21 protein-coding genes are annotated in these 24,840 nt (G+C 58.7%); 10 read left to right on the top strand and 11 right to left on the bottom strand.

Features of this window, described 5'->3' with window-relative positions; all coding sequences use genetic code 11:
• Positions 1-76 precede the first annotated feature (76 nt).
• From AC0IXS_RS06245 to AC0IXS_RS06230, 4 genes are all read right to left on the bottom strand, one after another.
• Complete coding sequence (locus AC0IXS_RS06245; protein WP_057407857.1) at positions 77-1,039, bottom strand: GlxA family transcriptional regulator; 963 nt, start codon at positions 1,037-1,039, stop codon at positions 77-79.
• Between the two features lie 568 nt (positions 1,040-1,607).
• Complete coding sequence (locus AC0IXS_RS06240; protein ID WP_471824154.1) at positions 1,608-3,665, bottom strand: TonB-dependent receptor; 2,058 nt, start codon at positions 3,663-3,665, stop codon at positions 1,608-1,610.
• A gap of 82 nt (positions 3,666-3,747) precedes the next feature.
• Positions 3,748-4,146 carry a DUF2946 family protein gene (locus AC0IXS_RS06235; RefSeq protein ID WP_471824152.1) on the bottom strand — a complete coding sequence of 133 codons (399 nt, stop codon included), beginning with the start codon at positions 4,144-4,146 and terminating at the stop codon, positions 3,748-3,750.
• Between the two features lie 90 nt (positions 4,147-4,236).
• On the bottom strand, positions 4,237-4,647 hold the full coding sequence (locus AC0IXS_RS06230) for a DoxX family protein (RefSeq protein ID WP_057407853.1): 411 nt from the start codon (positions 4,645-4,647) through the stop codon (positions 4,237-4,239).
• 90 nt (positions 4,648-4,737) lie between these two features.
• On the opposite strand from AC0IXS_RS06230, the gene AC0IXS_RS06225 reads away from it, so the two are divergent.
• Positions 4,738-5,139, top strand: coding sequence for a winged helix-turn-helix transcriptional regulator (locus AC0IXS_RS06225; protein WP_057407851.1), 402 nt, complete (start codon positions 4,738-4,740; stop codon positions 5,137-5,139).
• A 150-nt stretch (positions 5,140-5,289) separates the two neighbouring features.
• Here AC0IXS_RS06225 and AC0IXS_RS06220 read toward each other — a convergent pair whose 3' ends face one another.
• Positions 5,290-6,063: an SDR family NAD(P)-dependent oxidoreductase gene (locus AC0IXS_RS06220; protein WP_471824150.1), complete on the bottom strand. Its 774-nt coding sequence runs from the start codon at positions 6,061-6,063 to the stop codon at positions 5,290-5,292.
• 106 nt (positions 6,064-6,169) lie between these two features.
• Between AC0IXS_RS06220 and gcvA the strand changes: the two genes are divergently transcribed.
• The 3 genes from gcvA to AC0IXS_RS06205 all read left to right on the top strand — a co-directional run bounded on the left by gcvA (position 6,170) and on the right by AC0IXS_RS06205 (position 8,405).
• Positions 6,170-7,099 carry a transcriptional regulator GcvA gene (gcvA, locus tag AC0IXS_RS06215; protein ID WP_122667886.1) on the top strand — a complete coding sequence of 310 codons (930 nt, stop codon included), beginning with the start codon at positions 6,170-6,172 and terminating at the stop codon, positions 7,097-7,099.
• 74 nt (positions 7,100-7,173) lie between these two features.
• The gene (locus tag AC0IXS_RS06210; RefSeq protein WP_471824148.1) at positions 7,174-7,677 is read left to right on the top strand and encodes a cupin domain-containing protein; all 504 of its coding nucleotides are present in this window, start codon (positions 7,174-7,176) and stop codon (positions 7,675-7,677) included.
• An 83-nt stretch (positions 7,678-7,760) separates the two neighbouring features.
• Entirely contained in the window at positions 7,761-8,405 is a 645-nt protein-coding gene (locus AC0IXS_RS06205; RefSeq protein ID WP_471824146.1) for a TetR/AcrR family transcriptional regulator, read from the top strand.
• 60 nt (positions 8,406-8,465) lie between these two features.
• On the opposite strand, the gene AC0IXS_RS06200 is transcribed toward AC0IXS_RS06205, so the two are convergent.
• From AC0IXS_RS06200 to AC0IXS_RS06190, 3 genes are all read right to left on the bottom strand, one after another.
• Positions 8,466-11,156: a beta-glucosidase gene (locus tag AC0IXS_RS06200; RefSeq protein WP_471826195.1), complete on the bottom strand. Its 2,691-nt coding sequence runs from the start codon at positions 11,154-11,156 to the stop codon at positions 8,466-8,468.
• 57 nt (positions 11,157-11,213) lie between these two features.
• Positions 11,214-11,465, bottom strand: coding sequence for a hypothetical protein (locus tag AC0IXS_RS06195; RefSeq protein ID WP_122572669.1), 252 nt, complete (start codon positions 11,463-11,465; stop codon positions 11,214-11,216).
• 455 nt (positions 11,466-11,920) lie between these two features.
• Positions 11,921-13,003, bottom strand: coding sequence for an AraC family transcriptional regulator (locus tag AC0IXS_RS06190; protein ID WP_471824144.1), 1,083 nt, complete (start codon positions 13,001-13,003; stop codon positions 11,921-11,923).
• 103 nt (positions 13,004-13,106) lie between these two features.
• Here AC0IXS_RS06190 and AC0IXS_RS06185 point away from each other — a divergent pair, with 103 nt between their 5' ends.
• Together AC0IXS_RS06185 and AC0IXS_RS06180 are read left to right on the top strand one after the other, a co-directional pair.
• Positions 13,107-14,084 carry an SDR family NAD(P)-dependent oxidoreductase gene (locus AC0IXS_RS06185; protein WP_471824142.1) on the top strand — a complete coding sequence of 326 codons (978 nt, stop codon included), beginning with the start codon at positions 13,107-13,109 and terminating at the stop codon, positions 14,082-14,084.
• Between the two features lie 47 nt (positions 14,085-14,131).
• A complete protein-coding gene (locus tag AC0IXS_RS06180) occupies positions 14,132-14,428 on the top strand; it encodes a YciI family protein (RefSeq protein ID WP_025995125.1) in 297 nt (98 codons plus the stop codon).
• Here the strand turns inward: AC0IXS_RS06180 and AC0IXS_RS06175 are convergent.
• Together AC0IXS_RS06175 and AC0IXS_RS06170 are read right to left on the bottom strand one after the other, a co-directional pair.
• The gene (locus AC0IXS_RS06175) at positions 14,407-16,473 is read right to left on the bottom strand and encodes a hybrid sensor histidine kinase/response regulator (protein ID WP_471824140.1); all 2,067 of its coding nucleotides are present in this window, start codon (positions 16,471-16,473) and stop codon (positions 14,407-14,409) included. The two genes, AC0IXS_RS06180 and AC0IXS_RS06175, sit on opposite strands and share 22 nt — an antisense overlap.
• Positions 16,474-16,970: 497 nt before the next feature.
• A complete protein-coding gene (locus AC0IXS_RS06170; protein ID WP_025995124.1) occupies positions 16,971-17,861 on the bottom strand; it encodes a LysR family transcriptional regulator in 891 nt (296 codons plus the stop codon).
• Between the two features lie 167 nt (positions 17,862-18,028).
• Here AC0IXS_RS06170 and AC0IXS_RS06165 point away from each other — a divergent pair, with 167 nt between their 5' ends.
• The 4 genes from AC0IXS_RS06165 (at position 18,029) to AC0IXS_RS06150 (ending at position 23,233) form a co-directional block, all read left to right on the top strand.
• Positions 18,029-19,111 carry a 4-oxalomesaconate tautomerase gene (locus AC0IXS_RS06165; protein ID WP_471824138.1) on the top strand — a complete coding sequence of 361 codons (1,083 nt, stop codon included), beginning with the start codon at positions 18,029-18,031 and terminating at the stop codon, positions 19,109-19,111.
• A 59-nt stretch (positions 19,112-19,170) separates the two neighbouring features.
• On the top strand, positions 19,171-20,475 hold the full coding sequence (locus tag AC0IXS_RS06160; protein WP_057407974.1) for a dicarboxylate/amino acid:cation symporter: 1,305 nt from the start codon (positions 19,171-19,173) through the stop codon (positions 20,473-20,475).
• Positions 20,476-20,592: 117 nt separating this feature from the next.
• Positions 20,593-21,897 carry a CitMHS family transporter gene (locus AC0IXS_RS06155; protein WP_122667878.1) on the top strand — a complete coding sequence of 435 codons (1,305 nt, stop codon included), beginning with the start codon at positions 20,593-20,595 and terminating at the stop codon, positions 21,895-21,897.
• An 85-nt stretch (positions 21,898-21,982) separates the two neighbouring features.
• Positions 21,983-23,233 (top strand): OprD family porin, encoded by a 1,251-nt coding sequence (locus AC0IXS_RS06150; RefSeq protein ID WP_449116743.1) that lies wholly within the window; start codon positions 21,983-21,985, stop codon positions 23,231-23,233.
• Between the two features lie 70 nt (positions 23,234-23,303).
• On the opposite strand, the gene AC0IXS_RS06145 is transcribed toward AC0IXS_RS06150, so the two are convergent.
• The gene (locus AC0IXS_RS06145) at positions 23,304-24,755 is read right to left on the bottom strand and encodes an NCS1 family nucleobase:cation symporter-1 (RefSeq protein WP_088234837.1); all 1,452 of its coding nucleotides are present in this window, start codon (positions 24,753-24,755) and stop codon (positions 23,304-23,306) included.
• Between the last annotated feature and the right edge of the window lie 85 nt (positions 24,756-24,840).

Here is a 24,840-nt window from a genome sequence, read left to right as displayed (position 1 = left end):
GAGTCAGCATATTTCAGGTTCAGGGGCGCGCATTGTACTCATGACAGCCCGAGGGTAAACGTATGATTCGGCTTGATTACAGCTGCGCCTTGAAGCGCGCACGGTGTTCCCTGGGTGTGATGCCGAAGGCTTTGATGAACCGGCGGATCAGCGTTGCCTCGCTGCCCATGCCGCAGCGCTGTGCGATTTCCTTGAGCGGTTTGTTCGACGTATCCAGCAGATGACGCGCCGCTTCCAGGCGAATCGACTCGACCATCCTGCTCGGTGTACGACCGGTACTTTCACTGTATTTACGGATGAAGGTCCGCTCGCTCATGTTCATGAAGTTGGCGAGCGCGGTAACGGATAAATCATCACACAGGTGCACATTCATCCAGGCATGAAGGTCGGAAAACTGGCTGCTCTTCGATTGCAACGCCAGCGAGGAACTGAACTGGTCCTGATCGCCGGGACGCTTGAGAAACATGATCAGATGCCGGGCCACTTCAAGGGCTGCTGAGTGCCCGAGGTCCTGCTCGACGATGGCAAGTGCCAGGTCGATGCCTGACGTCACCCCGGCAGAGGTCCAGATATCTCCATCGTTGATGAAGATTGGTCCGCGCCTGACCTTGATGGCAGGGAAGCGCTGTTCCAGTTCGTCGTACGCGGACCAGTGAGTAGTGGCTTCCCGTGCGTCCAGTTTGCCCGCAGTTGCCAGAGCAAACACGCCCGTACAGACCGACACCAGGCGCTGGGCCTTATCGGCATGCGTGACGAAGTGGCTGAAGAATCTGGCGTCCTTGCAGAAGTCATGGATGCCTGGCCCGCCGGGAACGATCAGCGTGTGCGCGGGTGTGGTGTCGGCGCACAGGTGTTCGGCGCTCAACGAGAAGTTGCAGAAGATGTCGGTCGGGGAGTCGAGGACGAGAACAGAGAGCGCGTAAGGCAGATCGGCACTTTTGGCGAGATGGTTTGCAGCAACGAACACATCCAGAGGCCCGGCGAGATCCAGAAGACTGACGTGAGGGTAGGCAACGAACTGTATCGACTTGGCAGGCATTTATACGTGCTCCAGTGCCAGCGGCGGCGGGGTCTTCATCAGTTTGGCGGGAATGATCAACGCTTTGTCATTTATTGAATCAAGGGCCGATTTATCCTGATTCTGCTTTCTTCGGCAGCTTCGGGCACTGCCCCGTACACGTTGATCTTTTTGGAAGGTTCGGAGAACTGACGCCATGTCACGTCTGGTCAGTAGCATCATGGAATTCGAGGCAAGAATGGACGCTGATCTCAACCACGAGATATCGGCCATGTTGTCGGCTATCGCGCAACAGTCGGAACAGTGCGCAGGTTGTGAACTGAGAAAAACCCGAGGTCCGCACGGATGGATCGTCGAATGTGTCTGGCGTGATTCAGGCTCCATGCACGACCATTTTTCATCGCCGCAATTGCAGGCGCTGATCCAGCTGTTGGTGTCCCGATCGAGCAGGATCGTATTCGATATCCCTTGCTGAACAGATTGCGAAGCGTCAATCACTGTCGGGTCTCCAGACAGAACAGCAGTTTCTTGAAGCGCTCGTTGCACACGGCTGCAACGAGCGCTTTTTATTGAACGTCTGACAGGTCCTTTAGAAGTCCAGCGTCAAACCCGCGTAGATCGCGCGACCATCGCCAGGCGCATGCAGCGACTGCTCCACGCCGCTGCTCGAGTCGTACCATACGTATTCGTAGTATTTGTTCGCGATGTTCTTCGCCTGAACATCCAGGCTCAGCTCGGGTGAAAGCTGGTACGTTGCCCCGAGGTTGATCAATACATAACTGCCGTATTTGCCGGTGCTGTTGGTTCGTTCCAGATAGTAGTCGCTCTGTCCGTTGATCCAGGTCGAGACTTCGAGTTTGGGCGTCAGCCGGTACGCCGAACCGGCGGTGTAGAGATGGTGGGGGACGTGATCCATCTCCTTGCCTTTGCTGGCCGGAAGATTGGGGTTGGGTTTGAGGATTTCGGAGAACTGCCTGGAATAGGACAGCCACAGGCTGCTGGCGTCGGTGGGGTAGACATTGAGCTGCACATCCCAACCCTTGCGCAGGGTTTGCCCTACGTTTTCGGCATCACCCACGGCGTCGTTGAGCTTGCGCTGCACCTCATCCGAGGCTTTCTGCTCCCAGTACGCGATGCGTCCGTTGACCCAATCGACGGGCTGGAATTTGATCCCGGTTTCCCAGCCGTCGTTGATCGAGGGCTTCAAGTCATCAGCCTGCGTCGCCAGGCGATACGCCGCCGAGCCGACGCCAATCTGATAGCTGCGCCCCCAGTTGGCGTACACGCTCGCCTGTTCCCACGGTGAATAGACCACGCTGAGTTTGGGCTGCCGAATCTGGCCGTAGTCGTTGACGTCGGCTCGCTCGCCGGTCAGTTCGTTGGTGTAGTCGCCATAGACCTTGTCGACGCGGTACGCCGGAATGATCTTCAGCGATTTGAACGGCTCGATCACCGCCTGTACGTAAGCGCCATAGACGTCGAGATCGAATTGTTGATCACGCGTCTGCGCCACCCGCGACCGTTGCAGGGTTCGATACCTGAGGCTCTGGTTCTCCTGACGCTGCACTTCTGCGCCACCTTCCAGCGCGAAGGCGTACAGATGCTCGACCTCGGGACGCCAGGTCAGGCTGCTCAGCGCGCCATATTGCGTCTCGTCGCTGTAGCGCTCCTGTTGCGACGAGGTGCGCCAGTATTGCGTCCAGCGCCGGTCTTCGAAGGTGTTCACATAGGCTTTGCTGGCCCAGCTCAAAGTCTCAGTGAGTGTCGCGTCCAGGTGCAGACCAAGCTGGTTCATTTCACGCTCGCCGGTGTCAGTGGCGTTGTTGGCGTAGGACTGACGAGCATGGTCGCGCGCGTCGCGCCGGCTCAAGTAACCGGCCTCGTCGGCATCCACCTTGTAGTGGCGGGCAGTGAGGCCCGCGCGCCAGCTTTCATCGTCGGCGGTGTAGAACCATTTGCCGGAAAAGCTCATGCGTTCGGCTTCGGCATGATTGCGATAACCCTCGCTGCCCTGATAGCTGAACGAATAGTTCTGGCTCCAGTTGCCTTGCTCGACGCCTTTGACCAGTTGCAGTTCGCGGGTATCGAAACTGCCGTAGCGCAATCGAAGTTTGCCGTCGTTACCGCCCTGGCGGGTGTTGATGCTCGCGTTACCGGCGATGTTGTGCAGGCCGTATCGCGGGTCATTGGTGCCGCGCACCACTTCGATGCTGTCGATTTCCAGCGGAAAGATCATGTCAATGAAAGGCATGTTGCCGTCATTGGTGTTACTCGGAATGCCATCGATCAACAACTTGACCGCGTTGACTTCGCCTTCGCCATTGAAGCCGCGAAACGAAAGCTTGCCCGAGGTGGTGCCCTGGTTGAACTGCGTCAGCATGACACCCGGAACACGACCGAAGAGTTCCCAGCTGTAATGCACGGGCTGTTTTTCCAGGATGTCGGCACCCAGCACATCGACTGAGCTGAGGATATTGCGGCTGGCCAACGGGCCGTTCTGGCCTGCTGAAACGTCTACAGCACCGAGCGTAACGACCGAGTCCGCGCTGCCACGGGTTTCGGCAATGGCCTCGCTGAGCGGCGTGAAGGCAAAAAGGCAGGACAGCATGACGGGCGATGCAGGGTATGAGGCACGGATTGTTTTCATGAGCGGCGTATTCCACGCAAAAAAGTGACGCTGCCCCCGCCGCGCACGCACAAGCGCGCCCGAGGGTTCAGGTTGGGTCAAGTCACACAGCGAGGAACGGAAGAGGAGGCGAGCGGGGGCTGACGGCGGGCCACAGGTAGCGCGGAGGCGGCTGCGCCCAGGAGCGGACAGTAATCGGCGAAATGCTTTTTGCCGGAGCCAGGCTCAGCATCCAGTCGCAGGCGTGGCTGGCCGTCAGCACAGTGAAGGAGGAACACACCGGGCAGGACAGTTGGGGGAGAGCGTGCCGCTTCTGATCAGACTCGCTGGCGTCCAGACCCGCGCTGCCTGAGCCATCCAGCGAACAGTAACCCCCGTTCAGACCGCTGAGCGCCAGACCGCCCATTTGTCCGTGATGCAAACCGCAGAAAAAAAGGCTCAGCAGGACGCTGGCGTAGAGCGTCCATGCAATAAGCGACCTTTGATCACGGGTTATTTTCATGGGGCGCAACTCTATCACCGCCGCTGCTTTGCAAGCATCGGCCGCGTGTGGCGAATCGTCGCAGTGGATGGGCCTTGCCGAGTGTTCAGCTCAATGGCTGAACGTTGTTTGAAAGAAGGTTGAAGCGGATGCGTAAGGCGATGCAAGTTGGCGAGCGTCATTTTGTGTCATGAACGATATCGCCAGAAACACCAGGCCCATCGCCGCTGGAATGGCGCCCTTGGGTTTGCGCACGTTCAGATGAGCCATGGCGGACAGGATCAAGTGATAAAGGATGCCTGCGTAGGCAAGGTCGCTGAGTGCCACGTTGAAGCGCGACAGAATTACCACAGGGCCGAGCACTTTTACCGCGATCATGAAGGGGATAAGTCCCGTGGCTGAATAGCCCAGTTCAGCCTGGGCTTCACGTACATAGGTTTGTTTCGTCACGTACATGAACGCCGACGCGAAATACAGCAGCGACAACAGGGCGGTGCTGGTCCAGTAAAGGTAGAGAGTCATAAGGTTCTCGCTATTGTTTGTATTCGACCGACGGCGAGAATGTAGATTCGTATGAAAACTGACAAGTAGGATGAAATAAGGTGGATGAGTATGGAAAACCAGACTAATAACAGCGTCCATTTGAACATGCATGAAGAAATGCGCCGCGCATTCTCATTGCTGTCAGGCAAATGGAAACTGGAAATCATGTGGCTGATCAATCAGCGCATCTATCGCTTTGGCGAACTGCGCAAGGCCATTCCCGGCATCACCCAGCACATGCTGACCGCGCAACTGCGCGAGCTGGAGGCAGACGGGCTGTTGACGCGCACCGTGTACGCCGAAGTGCCACCGCGCGTGGAATATGAAATCACCGAAAAGGCTCGAGGGCTGGGGCCGACCCTGGAAGCGCTGACGATCTGGTGGCAGGAACATGGCGCCAGCGTGCCGCTCAGGTCGGCCGGGCGTGGTCGTGTTGCGCGGGAGTCAGCCCAAGTCACCAAAACAAAATAGAACCTGTTAGATAAACGTTGAAAGGGCCTCTGCCCAGGATGCAACTGATGCATCGAGTCGGCAGGTTGTGCTGCCGGTTCCCGGCAGATCGCTGGCAAGTCGCCTCCCACGGTTTGCGACAAACCTAGCGCTGTGCCTCATCGGATAACGTCAGTTGCGTCCGGCCATGACTCCGCCGTCAACGTCCCAGACAGCTCCTGTAACCCAGCTGGCTTTTTCAGATAGCAGGAAAACAATCACCTCGGCCACTTCTTCTGGCGTCCCGACCCGTCCAATCGGGTGAAAACCGTTAAAGCCCTGGACTGCGGCATGCACCTCGGCCTTCGGGATGAACCCTTCGTAGATGGGGGTCTGCACCACCGCAGGCGACACGGCATTGACGCGTATACCGCTGGCGGCAAGTTCCATCGCCAAGTGCTGGGTGAAGGAGTGTAACCCGGCCTTGGCCATCGAATAAGCGGAAGACGGAGTGGCTGCGATCGCTTGTTTGCCCCACATGGAGCCGATATTGACGATTGCCCCGGAACGACCTCTGGCGACGAGGTTGGCAGCTACTTTTTGTGTGATGAAAAAGGCGGCCTTGTTCAACTGCATGTACTGATCGTAGTCAGCTTCCTGATGCTCCAGAAAAGGCTTGGGGAAAAATACGCCTGCGGCGTTCACCAGCAGGTCGACGTCAGCGTGATGCCGCTCAATTTTTTCAATCAGTGTCTTCAGGCCTTGAGCATCAGTCAGGTCAGCAGTCATCGCGCTTACCTGACCGTATGCTGTGAGCGCCTGGCGCGCCTGCTCGGTTTTGTCGGCACGACTGCCCACGATAACGACGCTGCCGCCTTCCTGTAGCACGTGCCGCGCGGTTTCCAGGCCCATGCCGCTTGTACCACCGACGACCAATAATTTCTTTCCGACAAACTGGGTGCTCATTTGCTGCTCCAGACAATGGATGAGTTGATGTGCCGATTATTGGTAGCTGCTGGCTGGGCGACAAACGAGATAAAGTGTCAGTCCGATAAAGAAAAGGTTTAGTGCTATGGCCACGCCTGTTCATCTCAATGCACTGCGGGCGTTTGAAGCCAGCGCACGCCATCAAAGTTTTTCCTCAGCTGCCGACGAGCTGAATGTCACTCCAGCGGCTGTCGGACAATTGGTGCGCACGCTGGAGCAATGGTTGGGCGCGCCCCTGTTCCATCGCGGTTCCAGCGGCAAGTCACGATTGGTCCTGACTGAAGCGGCAGAGTGTGCGCTTCCCGACATTCAGATCGGTTTCGAACGGCTCGCGCTGGGGCTGGAGCGTATGCGGGGAAGCTCATTCAATGAGGCGTTGACGGTCACAGTCAGTCCCGCGTTTGCCGCCAAGTGGTTGTTGCCCCGAATCGAGCGTTTCCACGCTGCATGGCCGGAGACTGATGTGCGGCTGGACACCCAGCTTAAGGCGGTGGATTTTCTCACTCAAAGAATCGATATCGGCGTGCGATACGGTGCGGGTCACTGGCCGGGATTAATCGCAGAAAAGCTGATGGGCGAGGAAATCTATCCTGTGTGCTCGCCGCAACTGAGGAAAACGCCGGACGGCTTGCAAACCCATGAGGCGCTTTCAGATGAAACCTTGATTCACGACCTGTCGATGGACGGGCACGCAGGGTTCACCACTTGGGCAACCTGGCTGGAAGCAGCCGGCATAAAGAGTGTGTCCACGCAGCGGGGAATGAAGATCAACAATTCTGCGGCGGTGCTTCAAGCCGCCATTGAAGGACAGGGAATCGCGCTGGCACGCAGTGTCATGGCTGGCGACGATCTGGCGGCGGGCAGGCTGATTCGATTGTTTCCGGCTATTCGGATTGCCTCGCCATTGGCCTATTACGTGGTCTATCGCCCAGAGAGTGCAGGGCTGCCGCGACTGAAGGCCTTTCGTGACTGGTTGTTCGATGAGGTGTCCATGAGGCCTCGCATTGCCGACTGAACTGGCTCAAGGATAACCCATGGATCAATAGTCTAGGCTTTACGTTTGATCACCCGTTGCAGGATGCTTCAGTCATGACCCAAAACGCCCCGCTTGAGCTGGCTTCTCTGTTGATCCGCAACTTCAATGAGGTCTCGCTTGAAAAGCAGGTTCGCGACCCGTTGTATGAAAGTCTGGCAGGGCAGTTGGCAACGGGAACGGCCGCCAGCAAGTTGGGCGCCTCCATCGATATCGTTGCGCCGGGCAAGCGCTCCTGCCCTTATCATTTTCATCATGCGCAGGAGGAAATGTTCATTGTCATCGAAGGTGAAGGCAGCCTGCGGGTTGCAGACCAGATGCTGCCCATCAGGACCGGCGATGTGATCTTCATCCCGCCAGGGCCGCAGTACCCTCACCAGATCATCAATACCTCGTTATCACCTCTGAAATACCTGTCGATCAGCACCCGTGAAAAACCCGAGATTTGCGAGTACCCCGACTCCGGCAAGTACCAGGCCATGGCGTCCGGTGGAGGCGCTGCTTTCGTAGCCAGGCAGCGGGTCGATCTTAATGTGGACTATTGGGATGGCGAACCGTAAGCCGGACGCTCTCGTGCACATGCGTACCGGGTGCGGTGCCTGTATGCTTCTGTCGACTCAAACGTGAAGTAAACGAATTCATCATGTCCGAAAACGAGCCCGATCCCGCCGTAGCGCCAGCCGCCAAACGTCGTCGCATCCCGAAAGGCGATTTGCGTAAGGTCGATATCATCAAGGCAGCGCTGGTGATCTTTGCCCGCGATGGCTTTGCCGGTGCGTCGCTGTCGAACATCGCCAAGGTGGCGGGTATTTCCCAGGTCGGATTGCTTCACCATTTCCCCAACAAACTGGCGTTGCTGCAAGCGGTGCTCGACCATCGGGATCAGTACATCTCAACGCGGTTGCAGGACGCCGAGCAGGTGGCAACGCTGGAAGGCTTTGTCGCGTTTCTGCGATTCATCATGCGATTCAGCATTGAAGATGCGTCTGTCAGTCAGGCGCTGATGATCATCAACACTGAAAGCCTGTCAGTTACTCATCCGGCGCATCGATGGTTCTGCGAGCGTTTTCATATCGTGCACAGCCATCTGCAGGCTCAGTTGAAGCTGCTGGTGCAGGCGGGCGAAGTGCGCGAGGACATCGACGTGAAACAGGTCAGCATCGAGCTGGCGTCGATGATGGACGGGATGCAGATCCAATGGCTTCGTTCACGTGCCGACGTGGACATCGAAGGTGCATTCAACCGGTTCCTCGACCGAATGGTGTCGGACCTGCGGGTACGCCAGTAGAGAAAATGCTGTGCAGCAGGTTGGCAATCGGTGGTCGCGAAGACCACCGATTGCTGCCTGTCAGTAAGCCTGTTCCGGCTTGACCTGTACGGCCTTGCGCAGCGGAACGGGGAGAGGGTTGGAATCACGCGTGGTCAGCTGCTCCGGGTAGAGCGCGACGACGGTGCGATTCAGAGCCAGGTTTTCCGAGTCCTTGCCGACCAGCACCTTGAACTTGCCCGGATCGACGTTCCAGCTCACCGAATCCGGCGAGTAGTAGGCGAACGAACGCGAGTCCAGCGCAATGGTGACGGTCTTGCTTTCGCCCGGCTTCAGGTAAACCTTGGAGAAACCCTTGAGTTCCTTCTCGGGACGATCAACCTGCGGCTTCGATGGTTGCACGTACAACTGAGCGACTTCGAACCCGGCCTTGTCGCCAGTATTGGTGATCGTGAACGTCGCGTTGAGGGTGGAGCCGGGTGCCAGCACGTTGCTCGACAGTTTCAGGTCGCTGTACTCATACGTCGTGTAAGACAAGCCGAAACCAAACGGATACAGCGGTTTGGTGTGCTTCTTGTCGTAGCCGCGATAGCCCAGATACAGGCCTTCGCTGTAGGTCATTTCAGTGGGCGGGTTGGCACTGCTGAAATAGTACGGCACAGGATCCTTGTACGACGCGTAGCTCGGGTTGTCCTCGGCCTTCTTGTCCAGGGTGATCGGCAGTTTGCCGGACGGGTTGACCTTGCCGAACAGGATTTCAGCCAGTGCCTGACCGCCTTGCTGGCCAGGGAACCAGGCATGCAACGACGCTGCAACCTTGTTGGCCCACGGCTGCATGTCCATGCCGCCACCGCCATGCATCACCACAATGGTCTTCGGGTTGGCTTTCTGCACGAAGCTGATCAGCTCGGACTGGAACTGTGGCAGCTCGAACGGATGGTCGAGGGACTCGCCTTCGTATTCGAAGTTGCTGCCTGCGGCGACGACCACGGCATCGTAGTCCGCCAGGTTCTTCGGCGGACGCAGCGATGCCCAGCTCATCTGAACGCCATTCATGCCGCCCAGGACTGGCGTGAAGTTGCCTTTGAGTCGGCGATATTCCAGACGCACGTTGTACTCGCTGCCGGCTTTCAGGCTGGCGGTCTTGACGGTGCGAGGCACGACCGGGATCAGGTCGAACGAGACCTGTCCGCCTTCGTCTTCGGCCACCAACTCATCGTTGATCCACAGCTTGTATGCGCCGTCGGCCCGGACCTTGAACACATGCGGGCCGGTGATCGTCGGTTTGATCCTGCCGGTGAAACGGGCGGAGAACGCGCCTGCTGCCGGGTTGAAACCGCTGACGGTGCTGGTGCCGTTATCGGTCACGTTGCTGCTGGTGATCCAGTCCAGGTTGACGCCCGGCTCGATGCGCGTGGCGACCGGATCGCCCGACAGGTTCGTGTTGCCGTAGTACTCGGCCTTGACGCCTGTGTTGCTGATGGCCTGTTTGTCACTGCCCGGCTGATACCAGACCGAGGACTTCGGGTTCAGGCTCATCTGGCTGATGTAGTCGACATTGGCCGTATTTGATGCCAGTTGCTTCAAGCCACTGAGCTCAGTGACGTAGCTGCTCGGAACGGAATAAGCGGTCCCGAATGGCGACGTCGGTGGTTGAATGGCCATATCGCCGATGACGGCAATTTTCGCATTCTTCGCCAGCGGCAGCAGCGGCTTTTGTCCATCCACCGGTTCGTTGCGTAGCAGTACGATGGATTCCCGGGCCACGTTCAGCGCAGCGACCTGACCGTATTCGCGATGCACCAATGGCTGCGCCTTATTGATGCCCTTGTCGAAGCCGTAGCTCACCAGCGCCCTGAGGTTGCGGCGGACCTTGTCGTCGATCACGTTCTGGTGCAACTGGCCATTCCAGACGTAAGGCAGCAGTTTGGCTTCGGTAAATTGCAGGCCACTCGGCATGTCGATGTCAGTGCCTGCCCAGGCGCCTTTGAACGCGTCCTGAACCGAGTTGAAGTCGCTCATGACATTGCCCTGAAAGCCCCATTGGCCTTTCAGAATGTCGGTGATCAGGTGGTGGTTCTCACAGGCGTACTCGCCGTTGATCTTGTTATAGCCGCACATGACCGAGGCGATGTTGGCGTTCTTGACCAGCGACTCGAAGCCGGGCAGATACAGCTCCTGCATGGCGCGCTCGTCGATCTTCACGTCCAGATAATGCCGGTTGGCTTCTTGTTCGTTCATCAGGTAATGCTTGGCGGCGGCCTGCACGCCCTGCACCTGAATACCGTTGGTGACCGCCGGTGCCAGCACCGCGCCAAGGAAAGGATCCTCTCCACTCATGTACTCGGCGGAGCGTCCGTTGAACGATGTGCGGTACAGGTTGATGGCCGGGGACAGCATCTGCTGGCCGCCTGCAATGCGGGTTTCGTAGCCGATCGCCAGACCGAATTCCTTGGCCCGGTTGATGCTCCAGGTCGCAGCCAGAGCCGACGGCGACGGGTACTGCGCGCCGAACGTCTTGCCGCCGACCAGAACGCCCATCGACGAGTCATAGGCAACAGTGCCTTGCAGGCCGAACTTGTCCAGCTTGGGGATCATTCGTCCGTCGTCGACGCGAGAGAAATTGATCTTCTCCGATTGCGTCATGTTGTCCAGCATTGCGCCGACGCGCGCTTCTACTTCGTTGCCGGTCATGGGGGTGGCGGCGAACAGCGCACTTGCCTGGGCAACGCTCAGCGCAAGAACGCTCAGGCTCAGGCCTTGTTTGATCATGGACACGGTACTACTCCTCGGATAATGGCTTGAGTGATGGTTGAGTCAACGCAACGCTCACGGCTTTTTTCCATCCACGACGGGGGCATCTGCGGTATCGACAGGAGCGTCCAGCACGGCCTGCTCGCCAGTCGGTTGTTTTTGGGTCACGGCGTCAGCACCGGTAAGGTGCTGACGCTTGGCATCGACCTGCGCGCGGAGCGCATCGGATGTTGCGGGCGACGGGTTCTGATGGTCCGCAGCCGAAGCCGGGAAGTTGATCAGGCACGTCAGTACGGCGGCGGCGACAGGCAGCAAGCGTCTGGCCATCGGGAAATCTCCAGATAGAGTGTGTTGGCGATAAGTGTGTGTCGGACGGGGGTAGGGGCCGACGGCGAGCATTAAGGCCGCAGTGTGGGGATAAAGTTCTCGAGCGGCAAAGAAAAGACGTTGTTTTTGTGTTTAATATTAAAAAATTTCAATAGTTATATTGTTTGAAAGCTATATTTATTGAGATTTATTTGCTTAAATAGTTACTAGATATCAATAAAATATCAATAAAATAGAGTTAAGTGCAATAAATAACCATTTTTCAAAACAGAGTGAGTATTCTGTTTTTAGGGTTTAAAGCGGATTCTGGTAGGAGTTTCTGAGGGGTTGCTGAGGGTTGCCGGTTGGCTGCAATACCCGTGTCCCGCGTTCTAAAACGGACTTAAACGATAAGGCCAGGCTCCGCTATCGACTCGGGAAGGTTTGCCAGCGCTACGTCGAAGACGTCCGTTGATTCATCGCCGACCGGGCTTCGAGACCGTCAAACTCGCTTCGTAATCGATCTCGTCTGCAGCTTTCTCGTTGCGAACCGCGCCCGGCGTTTTTCCTGTCCAGGCCTGAAAGGCCCTGGCAAACGAGTTGGGGTCTTCGAACCCGAGCAGGAACGAAATTTCCGCACTCGACATGGCCGTGTTGCGCAGGTAATGCCGGGCCAGCGACTCACGCAGGGTGTCGAGTATCTGTTGAAACGTGGTGCCTTCGCTTTGCAACCTGCGCTGCAGGGTGCGGGTGCTGACGCCCAGTTTGCGACCGACCGCCTGCATTGAGACCTCGCCAGCGGGAAGGCTTTCCAGCAGTGCGCTGCGCACCCGCTCCAGCATGCCGCAGGTTCTGTCCAGATCCGAAAGGCGCTGGCGCAGGTCCGGTTCGAAGAACAGCCACATTCTGTGATTTTCGGTCAGAAACGGGCGATCCATGTCGGCATTTTTCAACACCAGCGTGATGACGGCGCTGTGCGTGACCGTGATGCCGAAGAAAGCTGCATAGAGGTCTGAGTCTTTCTCGAAGTCATCTGGCAATGGCCAGCTGATCTGCAGCGGATTGACCTGGGTGCGCGTGGCCAATCGTGCCAGTTGCACAAACAGCACCATCTTGAAGATCAGAAATACCGCCGGTGGAGGTTGGGAGGGGGTCAGGAAGTCCAGCGTGATGGTGGTGTGTTTATCATCGCGCACCATGCGGATAGCCATTGGGGCGATCAGCCGTATGTAGGTGGCGAGGCGCTCCATGGCCGCTCGCATGTTTGCGCTGCACAGCGCGGCAAACAATTCCGGATCGAACCAGTCCGCGGACATGACGCGTGCGATCTGCAGGGGCGTTGGAACCGTGGGTTGCAGGGATTGTGCTTCGGCCTCGATGGCCTCCCACAACCGAAAGAACTCGGCCGAATTCAGGCGCACGCTGCGACGTGCGAACAGATCGCCCGGCAGCTGTGCCCGTCGCAATACCGGAGGTGCGGTCACGCCTGCGTCCTGCATCAGAAGTCGCCACCCTGGCCAAACCGAATATTCCAGCGCCGAGCTGCGTTTGCCGTTCATGGGCTTTTCACTCAAATGTCTGCACGTTGCAGGGCAGTCTAGGTAGCCGATCGTGCCATCACAATAGCCGATGACGCCAAGGCACCGCGCTAAGATTGGCGCGTTGGGCCGTCATTCTGGCGCGTTGCGCGAGTGTCAAAAGGCCGGGGCGCGAGCAATCTGTCGTCACGGGCAAATGTGTCGGGCGCTTGATGACTCATCAGGATCGCTTCGATGTCACAGCCCGCCGAGCAGCCTTACAACGGGCAAACATGCGACTCTTCAGGGCATCCAGATGAAAAAGACAGTGTTGATTACCGGCGCATCCTCGGGCTTCGGGCTACTGCTCGCCACCCGGCTTCACGATCAGGGCTTCGAGGTGATCGGCACCAGTCGTCACCCCCAGAACCACGCTGGCCGTTTCCCCTTCAAATTGCTGCGTCTTGATGTCACCGATGACGCGTCCATCAAATTCTTTTTGGAGCAGTTGTTCACGCACATCCCGCGCGTCGATGTGCTGATCAATAATGCCGGTTACATGCTCACCGGCATCGCCGAAGAAACGCCCGTGGAGGCCGCGCGGGAGCAGTTCGAAACCAACTTCTGGGGCACGGTCAAGGTGACGAATGCGTTGCTGCCGTTCATGCGCGAGAAGAAGGGCGGGCAGATCATCACGGTCAGCTCGATCGTCGGCCTGATAGGGCCGCCCAATCTGTCCTATTACTCGGCGTCCAAGCATGCGGTCGAGGGCTACTTCAAGTCGCTGCGCTTCGAGCTGGACCCGTTCGATATCAGGGTGAGCATGGTCGAGCCTGTCTGGTTCAAGACAAAGCTGGGGCTCAATGCCGTGGCTTCTAAAGGCCAGCGGATCGCGGCATACGATCAGTACAGAGGCAGAGTAGATGCCGCTACCCAAAAGGGTTTGAACGAGGCAGAAGCACCTGACGCGGTGGTGGAGAAAATCATCAGACTGATGAACACGCACAAGCCGCCATTGCGCAATCCCGTCGGCAAAATGTCAGGAATGATCGTGTTTCTACAGCATCACGCTCCGAAGATGTTCGAAAGCTCGATCCTGAAAAGTGTGGCCTCGGCTCGATAGTCTGGACGCCACGGACGCTATTCCTTCTGTATTGCAGGTGATCGCTCATGAAGTTCTATCTGTGCAAATACCTTCCGCCCCGCGCGGACTTTCTCGCCACGATGACCGATATCGAACGCGCTTTGATGGCGCAACACGGGGCTTATCTGAACGAACTGCTCGATAAGGATGTGATTGTCGCGCACGGTCCAGTCATGGACGCGCAGGGTGGTTACGGCGTCTCGCTGTACCAGATCAACGATGATCAGGAGATCGGCGACTTCACGTCACAGGATCCTGTCGTCAAGCAGGGTGTAGGCCACTATGAGCACTACCCCATGCTTCACTTGAAGGCGCGTGGCTGATCCTGCTCCTGGCTGCGTTCGCTGATCAGTTCCTTGATTCTGGATGCCAGCACTTCCAGCCCGAACGGCTTGGTCAGTATCTGCGTCTTCGGTTGCAGGTGGCAGCCGTCCAGTGCCGAGGTCTCGGCGTAACCGGTGATGAACAGCGTGGGCAGGGCAGGGCGTTTCGTGCGCGCGGCGTCGGCCATTTCCCGGCCGTTCATGCCACCGGGCAGGCCGACGTCACTGATCAGCAGGTCGATGTGTATGTCCGACTGCAGGATCTCCAGGCCCGCCTGCGCATCTGCAGCTTCCAGCGCGTGATAGCCTTCTGTTGAAAGCACCTCGACGACCAGCATTCGCACCGACGGTTCGTCGTCGACCACCAGCACCGTCTCACCGTGGTGGGGCAGGGGCTTTTGGTCACTGCTCTTGTCAGTGGTTTCCTGCTGCGCATCGGGGATATGACGAGGCAGGTGCATCACGATGGTCGTGCCCTGGTCTTCGACCGACTCGACCTTGATCTGGCCGCCCGATTGCCTGACGAAGCCATACACCATCGACAGGCCCAGACCTGTTCCCGCACCAATCGGCTTGGTGGTGAAGAACGGCTCGAACGCCTTGGCCACGGTCTCCGGGCTCATGCCGGTGCCGGTGTCCGTCACGCGAATACTCAGATGATCGCCAGCCGTGATGCCGTGGTCCGGGTCGATGCATTCATCCAGCGAAGCGTTGGAAGTCTCGATGATGATTCGGCCGCCGTTGGGCATGGCATCCCGTGCGTTCAGGCACAGGTTGAGCAGGGAATTTTCCAGCTGCGCATGGTCGATCAGCGCCGGCCAGACGTTGTCTCCTGCAACGACTTGAAGCTCGATGGACGGGCCGACTGTACGGCCAATGAGTTCTTCCATGCCGTGAATGAGGGTGTTCACGTTGGTGACTTCAGGGGACAGCGTCTGGCGTCGGGAAAAGGCCAGCAGACGATGCGTCAATGATGCGGCTCGTCGAACGGCACCCTGAGCCACGTTGACGTACTTGTCCACGTCGGCCATACGTCCCTGGGCCATGCGGGTCTGGATCATTTCCAGACTGCCCGAAATGCCGGCCAGCAGGTTATTGAAGTCGTGGGCGATGCCGCCGGTGAGTTGTCCCACGGCGTCCATCTTCTGGGCGTGCCGCAAAGCATCTTCGACCTGTTCACGTTCGTGGATGGCCTGCTCGATGCGTTGTTCCAGCGTCTGATTGAGTTCCTTGACGGCCACTTCGGCCTGCTTTCTGGCCGTCACATCGATGGACGAGCCAATCAGGCCGATGACTTCCCCGTCGTCGTTGAGCAGCGGGGCCTTGGTGGACAGGAAGGTGGCGGCCGAGCCATCGGGCAGGTTGACCTGCTCCTCGATCTGCTCGCTGGTGTTGCCGTCCATGATCCGGCGGTCGGTCTGCATGATTATCCGCGCCTGATCCTTGTCCTCCAGAAAGTCCATGTCGGTCTTGCCGATGAAGAATTCCGGCGGCTTGCCGATCAGCGTTTCCGTGCCGCGATTGGCGACCAGCATCCGGCCTTCCAGATCCTTGGCGTAGACCACGCCGGGAACCGCTGCGGTGAAGATGCGCAGCAGCGAGGTCAGACGATCCCGCTCCTGTTCGGCGGCGCGGCGCGCTTCGATATCCAGCAGTACGCCGGGGCAGCGTATCGCCTGACCCTCTGAGTCGCGTTCTATACGACTGTTGGCTTCCACCCAGCGATAACCGCCATCCTTGTGCTTGACCCGGTACTCGCAGCGGAAGATGTCGCCGCTGTTCAGGATGTCCTTGATGGCGTCCCCGACCCTGATCACGTCGTCAGGGTGGATGGAGGTCATCACGCACTCTAGCGGCAGGCCTTCACGGCAAGTTTGCCTGGGTAATCCGAAGGTGCGGGCAAAGCGCTCGTCAGCCACCAGCAGATCGCCGGGCACGTCCCAGATCCAGGTGCCCACGACGGCGCCCGAGTCCAGTGCCAGCTGCATCTGCTCGAAGTTTTTTTCAGTTGAAGAACCCGATTGTCCTGAATGTATTGGCCTCATGTCAGGCGCATCATTATTCATACGGTCGACTCGTTTACGCGCTTGGTTTGCAAGGCCTTATTCATCAGGCAGTTTTGCTGAGCAGAAGTTGTGCAATTCGAAAACTTTTGCGGTCACGTGGCCCGACGTGAGCATCACTGACACGTGATCATTCCATAAATTGCGGACTTGGGTGATGTTAAAAGCGCATCATTCGCTCACTGGTCCGGCAGCTTACAGGTGATATCGCCTTCCTCGACAGCACGCCGGGTCTTGAATGCCGATTGCTGTTTGCGCATTGAGGTATCTATGGGGTGATTGAGTATCTGAAGTCAGCCGACTGTCAGGCAACGTATCGCCAGTCAGCCTCAACACTGATCGTGCCCATCGCTCCGCGTGGGCATGCCGCCCGTGACGCTCCGCGTCACACATGGCACAGACTGCGGATTCAGTGAGCCGAGCGCATGGCTCAAGTCGCCTTTTCGCCCCTCGGCGACTTATTCATATTTCGCCAGCCGCTACTGCGGCCATTGTTCCAGCAGCATCGCGACGAATTTCTCGGCAGCGGGGGACAGGGATGCGCCGCGCCTCGAGACGAGCCCCAGGGTTCTGATCACAACAGGATCAACCAGCGGAACGCTCACCAGTGTCGGATGATCGTCGGCTGGCATCGCCAGGCTGGGCATCGCAGAGATGCCGAGACCTGCCTCGACCATCCCCAGCGACGTGGACAAATGCTGCACCTCGTAGAACCACTTCGGACGCCAGCCCAATCCGGCCAATGCGTGGTCGAGGATCATCCGGTTGCCACTCAAGCGCCCTACACCGATCAGCCGATAATCGCTCAGTTCGATCCAGGCCACGGATTCGCGCTCGGCCAGTTCATGATCACGTCGGCAGGCCAGCACGAATGGCTCTTTCACCAGTGGCACAAACTCGATATCGGGATGCTGCCCGCTCATCATGTTGATGCCGAAATCCGCCTCGCCCCGCAGCACGGCCTCCAGGCCTTCGTTGGCGCTCAGGTCGAGCAAGCGAATGCGGATCTGTGGATAACGTTCGTTGTATAGCCGTATCACGCTGGGCAGGAAGTAGAACGCAGCCGTCGGGATGCAGGCGAGGGTGACCTGACCGATCTGACGTTCGGCCAGTTCGCGAATGTTGAGAATCGAATCCTCGAAATCGTCCAGCAACCGTCGCGCCTTGGGAAAGAAATCCCGGCCTACGCTCGTCAGGCTGACCCTTCGGGTGGTGCGATCCAGCAACGACGTGCCCAGCCCCTGTTCCAGTTTCTTGATGCGCCGGGTGAGCGCAGGCTGAGAAATGTGCAGCACTTCAGCGGCTTCATGAAAGCTGCCAAGTTCGGCGATCTTCACGAAAGATCGGATATCCTGCAGTTCATATTCCAAGATTTATTCCCCGCTGCCGAGCATGAAAGGACAATATGCCGAGCTTACATTATTTCGTTAAGTGGAATAATGGCTACGATCTTTGCATTGGATAAAACATAAACATCCGTGTGACTCTTGCTTTCAACGCATCAATGCTCCCAATTGATCACCAAGAGTCAGACTTTATGCAACCGATTCCCTGCGTCCTCATGCGCGGCGGCACCTCCAAGGGGCCGGTATTCCTCGCCAGTGATCTACCTGCTTCCACGGCTGAACGTGATGAACTGCTGCTGGCCGTCATGGGCTCCGGGCATGAACTGGAAATCGACGGTATTGGCGGCGGCAGTCCGCAGACCAGTAAGGTCGCGATTGTCAGTCCGTCCCCGCACGCCGACGCCGACGTCGATTATCTGTTCGTGCAGGTGATGGTGTCCCAGCGCCGTGTCGACACGGCGCCCAATTGCGGCAACATGCTCTGCGCCGTCGGGCCGTTCGCGGTCGAGCACGGACTGGTGGCGGCAACTGGCGATGTCACTCAGGTGCGGATTCGTAACCTCAACACAGGCACGTTTGTCTGCGCCGACGTCAACACACCGGGCGGTCAGGTCAGTTATGACGGCGACACGCAGATCGATGGCGTGCCTGGTTCTGCGGCACCTGTGCAACTGACCTTTCTCGACGCTGCGGGCAGCAAGACCGGCAAGCTGTTCCCGACCGGCCAACGGACCGATGTCTTCGATGGTGTGCCTGTGACGTGCATCGACATGGCAATGCCAATGGTCATCATCGAAGCATCGTTGCTGGGCAAACGCGGCGATGAAAGCCCTGCCGAACTGGATGCCGACACTGACTTCCTGCGCAAGCTGGAAGCGCTGCGGCTCAAGGCCGGTGCTGCGATGGGGCTGGGTGATGTCAGCGACAAAGTGATCCCCAAGCCGGTGCTGGTTTCTCTGCCCAGCGCAGGCGGTACGCTCAAGGTTCGTTACTTCATGCCGCACAACTGCCACAAGGCGCTGGCCATCACTGGCTCGATCGGTCTGGCAACGGCTTGCGTGAGTGACGCCACAGTTGTCGCGCAGTTGCTTGGCACCTGTGGCAACGAGCGTCTGCAGCACGTGCGAATCGAGCACCCGAGCGGGGCCATCGACGTCGCCATGAGCTACGTGGGACCTGACCGGCAGACCATCCGGGCTTCGGTGGTGCGTACGGCGCGCCGACTGTTTTCCGGCGAAGTGTACGCGCCACTCGCTCAGCGGCTTGCGGGCTAGGCCGCCTGACCTGATTATCAAATCCGCATCAGAACAACTCCAATAATGGGTGATGCCTCATGAAAATCGCAAAATCACTGTATTTCCAGATCATCTGCGCCGTGATCCTCGGGGTCCTGGTCGGACACTTCTGGGCGCAGCAGGCCGTCGCCCTCAAGCCGCTGGGCGATGCGTTCATCAAGCTGATCAAGATGATGATCGCCCCGGTGGTGTTCTGCACTATCGTTACCGGCATTGCCGGGATGAGCGACAAACAGTCGCTCGGTCGCCTGATGAGCAAAACGCTGCTGCTGTTTCTGGGGCTGACGGTGGTCAGCCTGATCATCGGACTGGTCGCGGTCTACGTGTTCCAGCCCGGCACCGGCATGAACATCGATCCGGCAAAACTCAGCACGGCAGGCCTTTCCCAGTACACCGAGTCGGCGGCCAAGCTCGGTGTCGTGGACTTCTTCATGCACATCATCCCCGAGACCTTCGTGGGGGCGTTCAACAAGGGTGAAGTATTGCCGGTGTTGTTCATCGCAGTGCTGTCGGGCTTTGCCCTGTCGTCGCTGGGCGAGCGCGGCAAGCCGGTGCTGAATGTGCTGGAATCGGCTTCGCACATGGTCTTCAAGATATTTTCCTACCTGATGCGCTTCGCCCCGATTGGCGCGTTCGGCGCGCTGGCGTTCACCGTCGGCCAGTACGGCATCACTTCGCTGGGCTCACTCGCCAAGCTGATCATGACCCTGTACATCGCCTGCGGTTTCTTCGTGTTTGTGGTGCTGGGCAGCATCTGCCGGGCCAACGGCTTCAGTCTGTGGAAACTGCTGCGCTACTTCCGCGAAGAGTTTCTGGTGGTGCTGGGCACCTCGTCCACGGAACCGGTCATGCCACGCATGCTGGAAAAACTGCAAGCGCTCGGCTGTAAGAAGGGCGTGGTAGGTCTTGTGCTGCCAACCGGTTATTCCTTCAACCTGGACGGCACGGCGATCTACCTGTCGCTGGCGGCGGTGTTCATCGCCCAGGCCTGCAACATCGAACTGAGCATGACCCAGACCCTGACCATGCTGGCGATCATGCTGCTGTCCTCCAAGGGCGCGGCTGGCGTGACCGGCAGCGGCTTCGTTGCACTGGCCTCGACCCTGACTGTGATCCACGACATTCCGCTGGCGGGCCTGGCCTTGCTGATCGGGGTCGATCGGTTCATGTCCGAAGCCCGCGCGCTGACCAGTCTTGCCAGCAACGCGGTGGCAACTGTGGCGATCTCGCTGTCGGAGAACGCCTGTGACCGTCAGGTGCTGATGCAGCAACTCGACAACCGATCGACAGCCAGACGGCCTGCCCCGGAATGGGATGCGCCGCAGGTTACCGAACGGAGCTGATCCGGCCTCAACAACCTTCGACCGACACGTATCATCTGCCTTCGGGCCTCGCCATCGTGAGGCTCGACAGGCCTTGCCGTGCGCGTCGTTCATCCATAACAACAAGAGAATATTCCGATGCTTGCCTTCCTCGGCCTAGCCATGGTGGTGGTCTTCACCTACCTGATCATGTCCAAACGCCTGTCGCCCATCGTCGCGCTGACCCTGGTGCCTGTGGTCTTCGCGGTGCTGGGCGGTTTCGGCGGCACCACTGGCAAGATGATGCTCGACGGCCTGAAAATGGTCGCCCCGTCCGCTGCGTTGCTGCTGTTCGCGATTCTGTTTTTCGGGCTGATGATCGATGCCGGTCTGTTCGATCCGCTCATTCGCAAGATCCTCAAATGCGTCAACGGCGACCCGATGAAAATCGCCGTCGGCACCGCGTTGCTGTCGCTGACCGTCGCACTGGACGGCGATGGCACCACCACCTACATGATTACCTGTGCGGCGATGCTGCCGCTGTACAAGCGCATCGGCATGAACCCGATGATCCTGGGCATCATCTCGATGCTGTCGCTGAGCATCATGAGCGGCATGACGCCCTGGGGTGGACCCGCCACGCGGGCCATTGCCGCGCTGGGGCTGGATGCCGGCGATTATTTCATTCCGCTGCTGCCGACCATGATCGGCGGGGCTGCGTGGGTGGTGTTCACCGCCTTTCTGCTCGGTCGCAGCGAGCGCAAGCGCATCGGCAATGTACAACTGCAGAGCGGCGGTGGCGGTTGCTACATCGACGCCATTCTGGGCGACACTCCGCACAAACGGCCCAAACTGGCCTACGTCAACCTGGCGCTGGTGATCGTGGTAATGGTGGCGCTGGTCATGGGTCTGATGCACTCGGCGATCCTGTTTCTGATCGGCTTTGTGCTGGCGCTGATGATCAACTACCCGCAACTGGACATTCAGAAAGAGCGGATTTTGGCCCACTCAGGCAATGCCATGACCGTCGTCTTGCTGGTGTTCGCCGCAGGCATCTTTGCCGGGATTTTTTCCGGCACCAAGATGGTCGATGCCCTGGCGCAAACGCTGGTCAGCTGGATTCCGCCGGAGTGGGGCCACCTGTTCCCGCTGGTGGTGGCGATCACCAGCATGCCGCTGACCTTCGTGCTGTCCAACGATGCCTATTACTTCGGTGTGGTGCCGATTCTCGCGAACGCCGCAGCGGCTTATGGCATCAGCCCGCTGGAAATCGCCCGCGCCTCGATTCTTGGCCAGCCGGTACACCTGATGAGTCCGTTGGTGGCGTCGACCCTGTTGCTGGTCGGCATGATCGACCGTGACATCGGCGACTTCCAGAAAGCCACCCTGAAATGGGCCGTGCTCACGTCGCTGGTGGTCACAGCGCTGGCCCTGTTGACGGGGGCCATCAGTCTGTTCGTCTGACCCCATAACTTTCCTGTGCATTCACGCGCCCTTGACCGGGGCGCGCGGATCGCTGCGCCTCCAATAACAAGAACGAGCGATGAGCATGAACACATTTTTCCAGCGTACCGCCTTGCCTTCACTGCTGTTGAGCGTCGCCCCTTGGGTGAGCGCAGACGGTTTCATCGAAGACAGCAAATTGAAGCTGCAACTGCGCAATGTTTACTTCAATGAGAACTTCCGTGACGAACATGGCCTGAGCGCCCGCTCTGCGTTGACGGCCAAGAGCGAGCGGACCGAATGGGCGCAAGGGTTGCTGCTGGATTATCGATCCGGGTTCACCCAGGGCGTGCTGGGTTTCGGCGTTGATGCTTCTGGTTTGCTGGGCATCAAGCTGGACTCCGGCAAGGGACGCAGCGGCACCGGCCTGTTGCCGGTCCACGGCGATGGCCGCTCGGCCGATGAGTTTTCGAGTCTGGGTGCCGCTGCCAAGGTGCGTCTGGCCAAGACCACCGTGAAATACGGTTCGCTGCTGCCCAAAACGCCGGTCCTGGTCTACAACGATGCGCGCCTGTTGCCGCAGGTCTATCAGGGCACCCAGTTCACCAGCACAGACATTGAAAACCTGACCCTGACGGGCGGGCGTCTGGATCAGTTCAAGTTGCGCGACTCGTCAGACAGCCGCTCGATTGTTCCTGATGGTTTCAGCGGCAAGGGCTCGGACTTTACCTATGTTGGTGGCGACTATCGGTTCGGCAAGAACGTTCGTCTGAGCTACTTCTATGGCGAGCTGGAAGAATTCTATCGCCAGCAGTTTGCGTCCATTCAGCACGATCTCAAGTTGGGATCGGGCGTGCTGACCAGCGACCTGCGTTATTTCCACAGCGTTGATGCCGGCGTTGCGCGCAGCGGCAAGATCGACAATGACATGCTCAGCGGTCAGTTGACCTATGCGTTGGCCGGGCACAGCGTCGGGGCCGGTTATCAGGTGCTGAGCGGCGATGCGGGCCTGCCTTATATAAGCGGGGCGACGGTGTACTCGTTCAGTAACGTGGGCATTGGCAAGTTTATCGAGGAAGACGAGAAAACCTGGATGGTCAGCTACGGCTACGACTTCGCCCGCTTGGGTGCGCCGGGCCTGACGTTTTCCACGCGCTACTTGCGTGGCGACAACGAGAAATCAGGTCCGGCGCAGTTGCGCGAGTGGGAACGTGACGCCGAGATTGCCTACGTGGTGCAAGGCGGCGCCTTCAAGGGGCTGGGTATGAAGCTGCGCAACTATGTGTATCGATCCGATTTCGTCCGGGGGCGCGACAGCAACCGGCTGTACCTGACCTATGACATTGCGCTTTGGTAACCAACACCGTTTCAGGAAAAGCACAATGCCTGGGCGAGCCAGGCATTGTTCGTATTCGTTGAAGCCTTGATCAGCCGTGGCTGGCGGTCGGTGCCATGTTCGCAGCCTGAACCGGCGAGCCTTTGGTCAGCCCGTAATACAACACGCCGCCCAGAATGCAGCCGGTGAACCAGGCGAAGTTGGCGATGGGCTTGAACCAGGGAATGAAGGTGAAGCACAGGCCGACCAGCGCGGTGAGCAGCAGTGCTTTCACAGCGACCCAGTTCACGCCGTTGGTGTACCAGTAGCGACCGCTCGGGGTGTCGTTGAACAGGGCATCGACGTCGATCTGCTGTTTCTTGATCAGGTAATAGTCGACCAACAGAATGCCGAACAACGGACCGATGCAGGCGGCGAGTACGTCCAGGGTGTAGTGGATCACTTCCGGGTTGTTGAACAGGTTCCAGGGTGTGATGAAGATCGAGGCCACGGCGGCGATCATGCCGCCCGCGCGCCAGCTGATGCGGCTCGGTGCCACGTTGGCGAAGTCAAACGCCGGGGACACGAAATTGGCGACGATGTTGATGCCGATGGTTGCGGTGACGAAGGTAAACGCCCCCAGCAATACCGCAGTGGTGTTGTCGATGCGCGCCACGGTGGCAATCGGGTCGTGGATCATTTCACCGAAGATCGGCAGCGTGCCGGAGACGATCACCACGGTCACCAGCGAGAACGCCAGGAAATTAACTGGCAGACCCCAGAAGTTGCCACGGCGTACGTCCGCCATGCTGCGGCAGTAGCGGCTGAAATCGCCGAAATTCAGCGTCGGGCCTGAGAAGTACGAGACCACCAGTGCAATGGCCATGACCACTTGGCCGAATGCGGCCCAGCCCGACAGTTCTTTCTCGGCCAGCGTGAAGCTGATGTTGTCCCAGCCGGCGCGCCAGACGATCCAGCCCGCCAGCGCGAACATCACGGCATACACCGCAGGGCCTGCCCAGTCGATGAAGCGTCTGATCGATTCCATGCCGGTCCAGAACACGGCGGCCTGAACGACCCATAAAGCCAGAAAGCCGAACCAGCCCAGCCATGACAGGCCGAGAAAGGTCACGCTCTGATAGGCGGCCAGTTCCGGGAAGAAACGCAGCACCACGATCACCAGCGCGCTGGACGCCAGGTAGGTCTGGATGCCGTACCACGCTACTGCAATAAGGCCGCGAATGATCGCCGGAATGTTGGCCCCGAAGACGCCGAACGCCAATCGGCAAATGACCGGGTAGGGCACCGCAGCCTGCTGGCTGGGTTTGGCCACCAGATTGGCGATCACCTGAATGATGCAGATGCCGACCAGCAGCGCGATCAGCACCTGCCAGCTGGCCAGGCCGAGGGCGAACAGGCTGGCGGCAAAGACGTAACCACCGACGCTGTGCACGTCGCTCATCCAGAACGCCAGAATGTTGTACCAGGTCCACTTCTGCGGAACCGGTCCCAAATCATGGTTGTGCAGGCGCGGACTGTAGCCGGCCGGGCGTTGGTCTGTCATTGCGTTACTCCCTCGCTGATTCGTGACGGGATCGGGGTACGATCGTTGATCTTTTTTGTATACGATCGTGTACGCAAGACATGTG

This window comes from Pseudomonas sp. AC016, assembly GCF_979253365.1.
The sequence above is the reverse complement of the archived record's forward strand: the minus strand, read 5'-3'. Positions and strand labels throughout refer to the sequence as shown.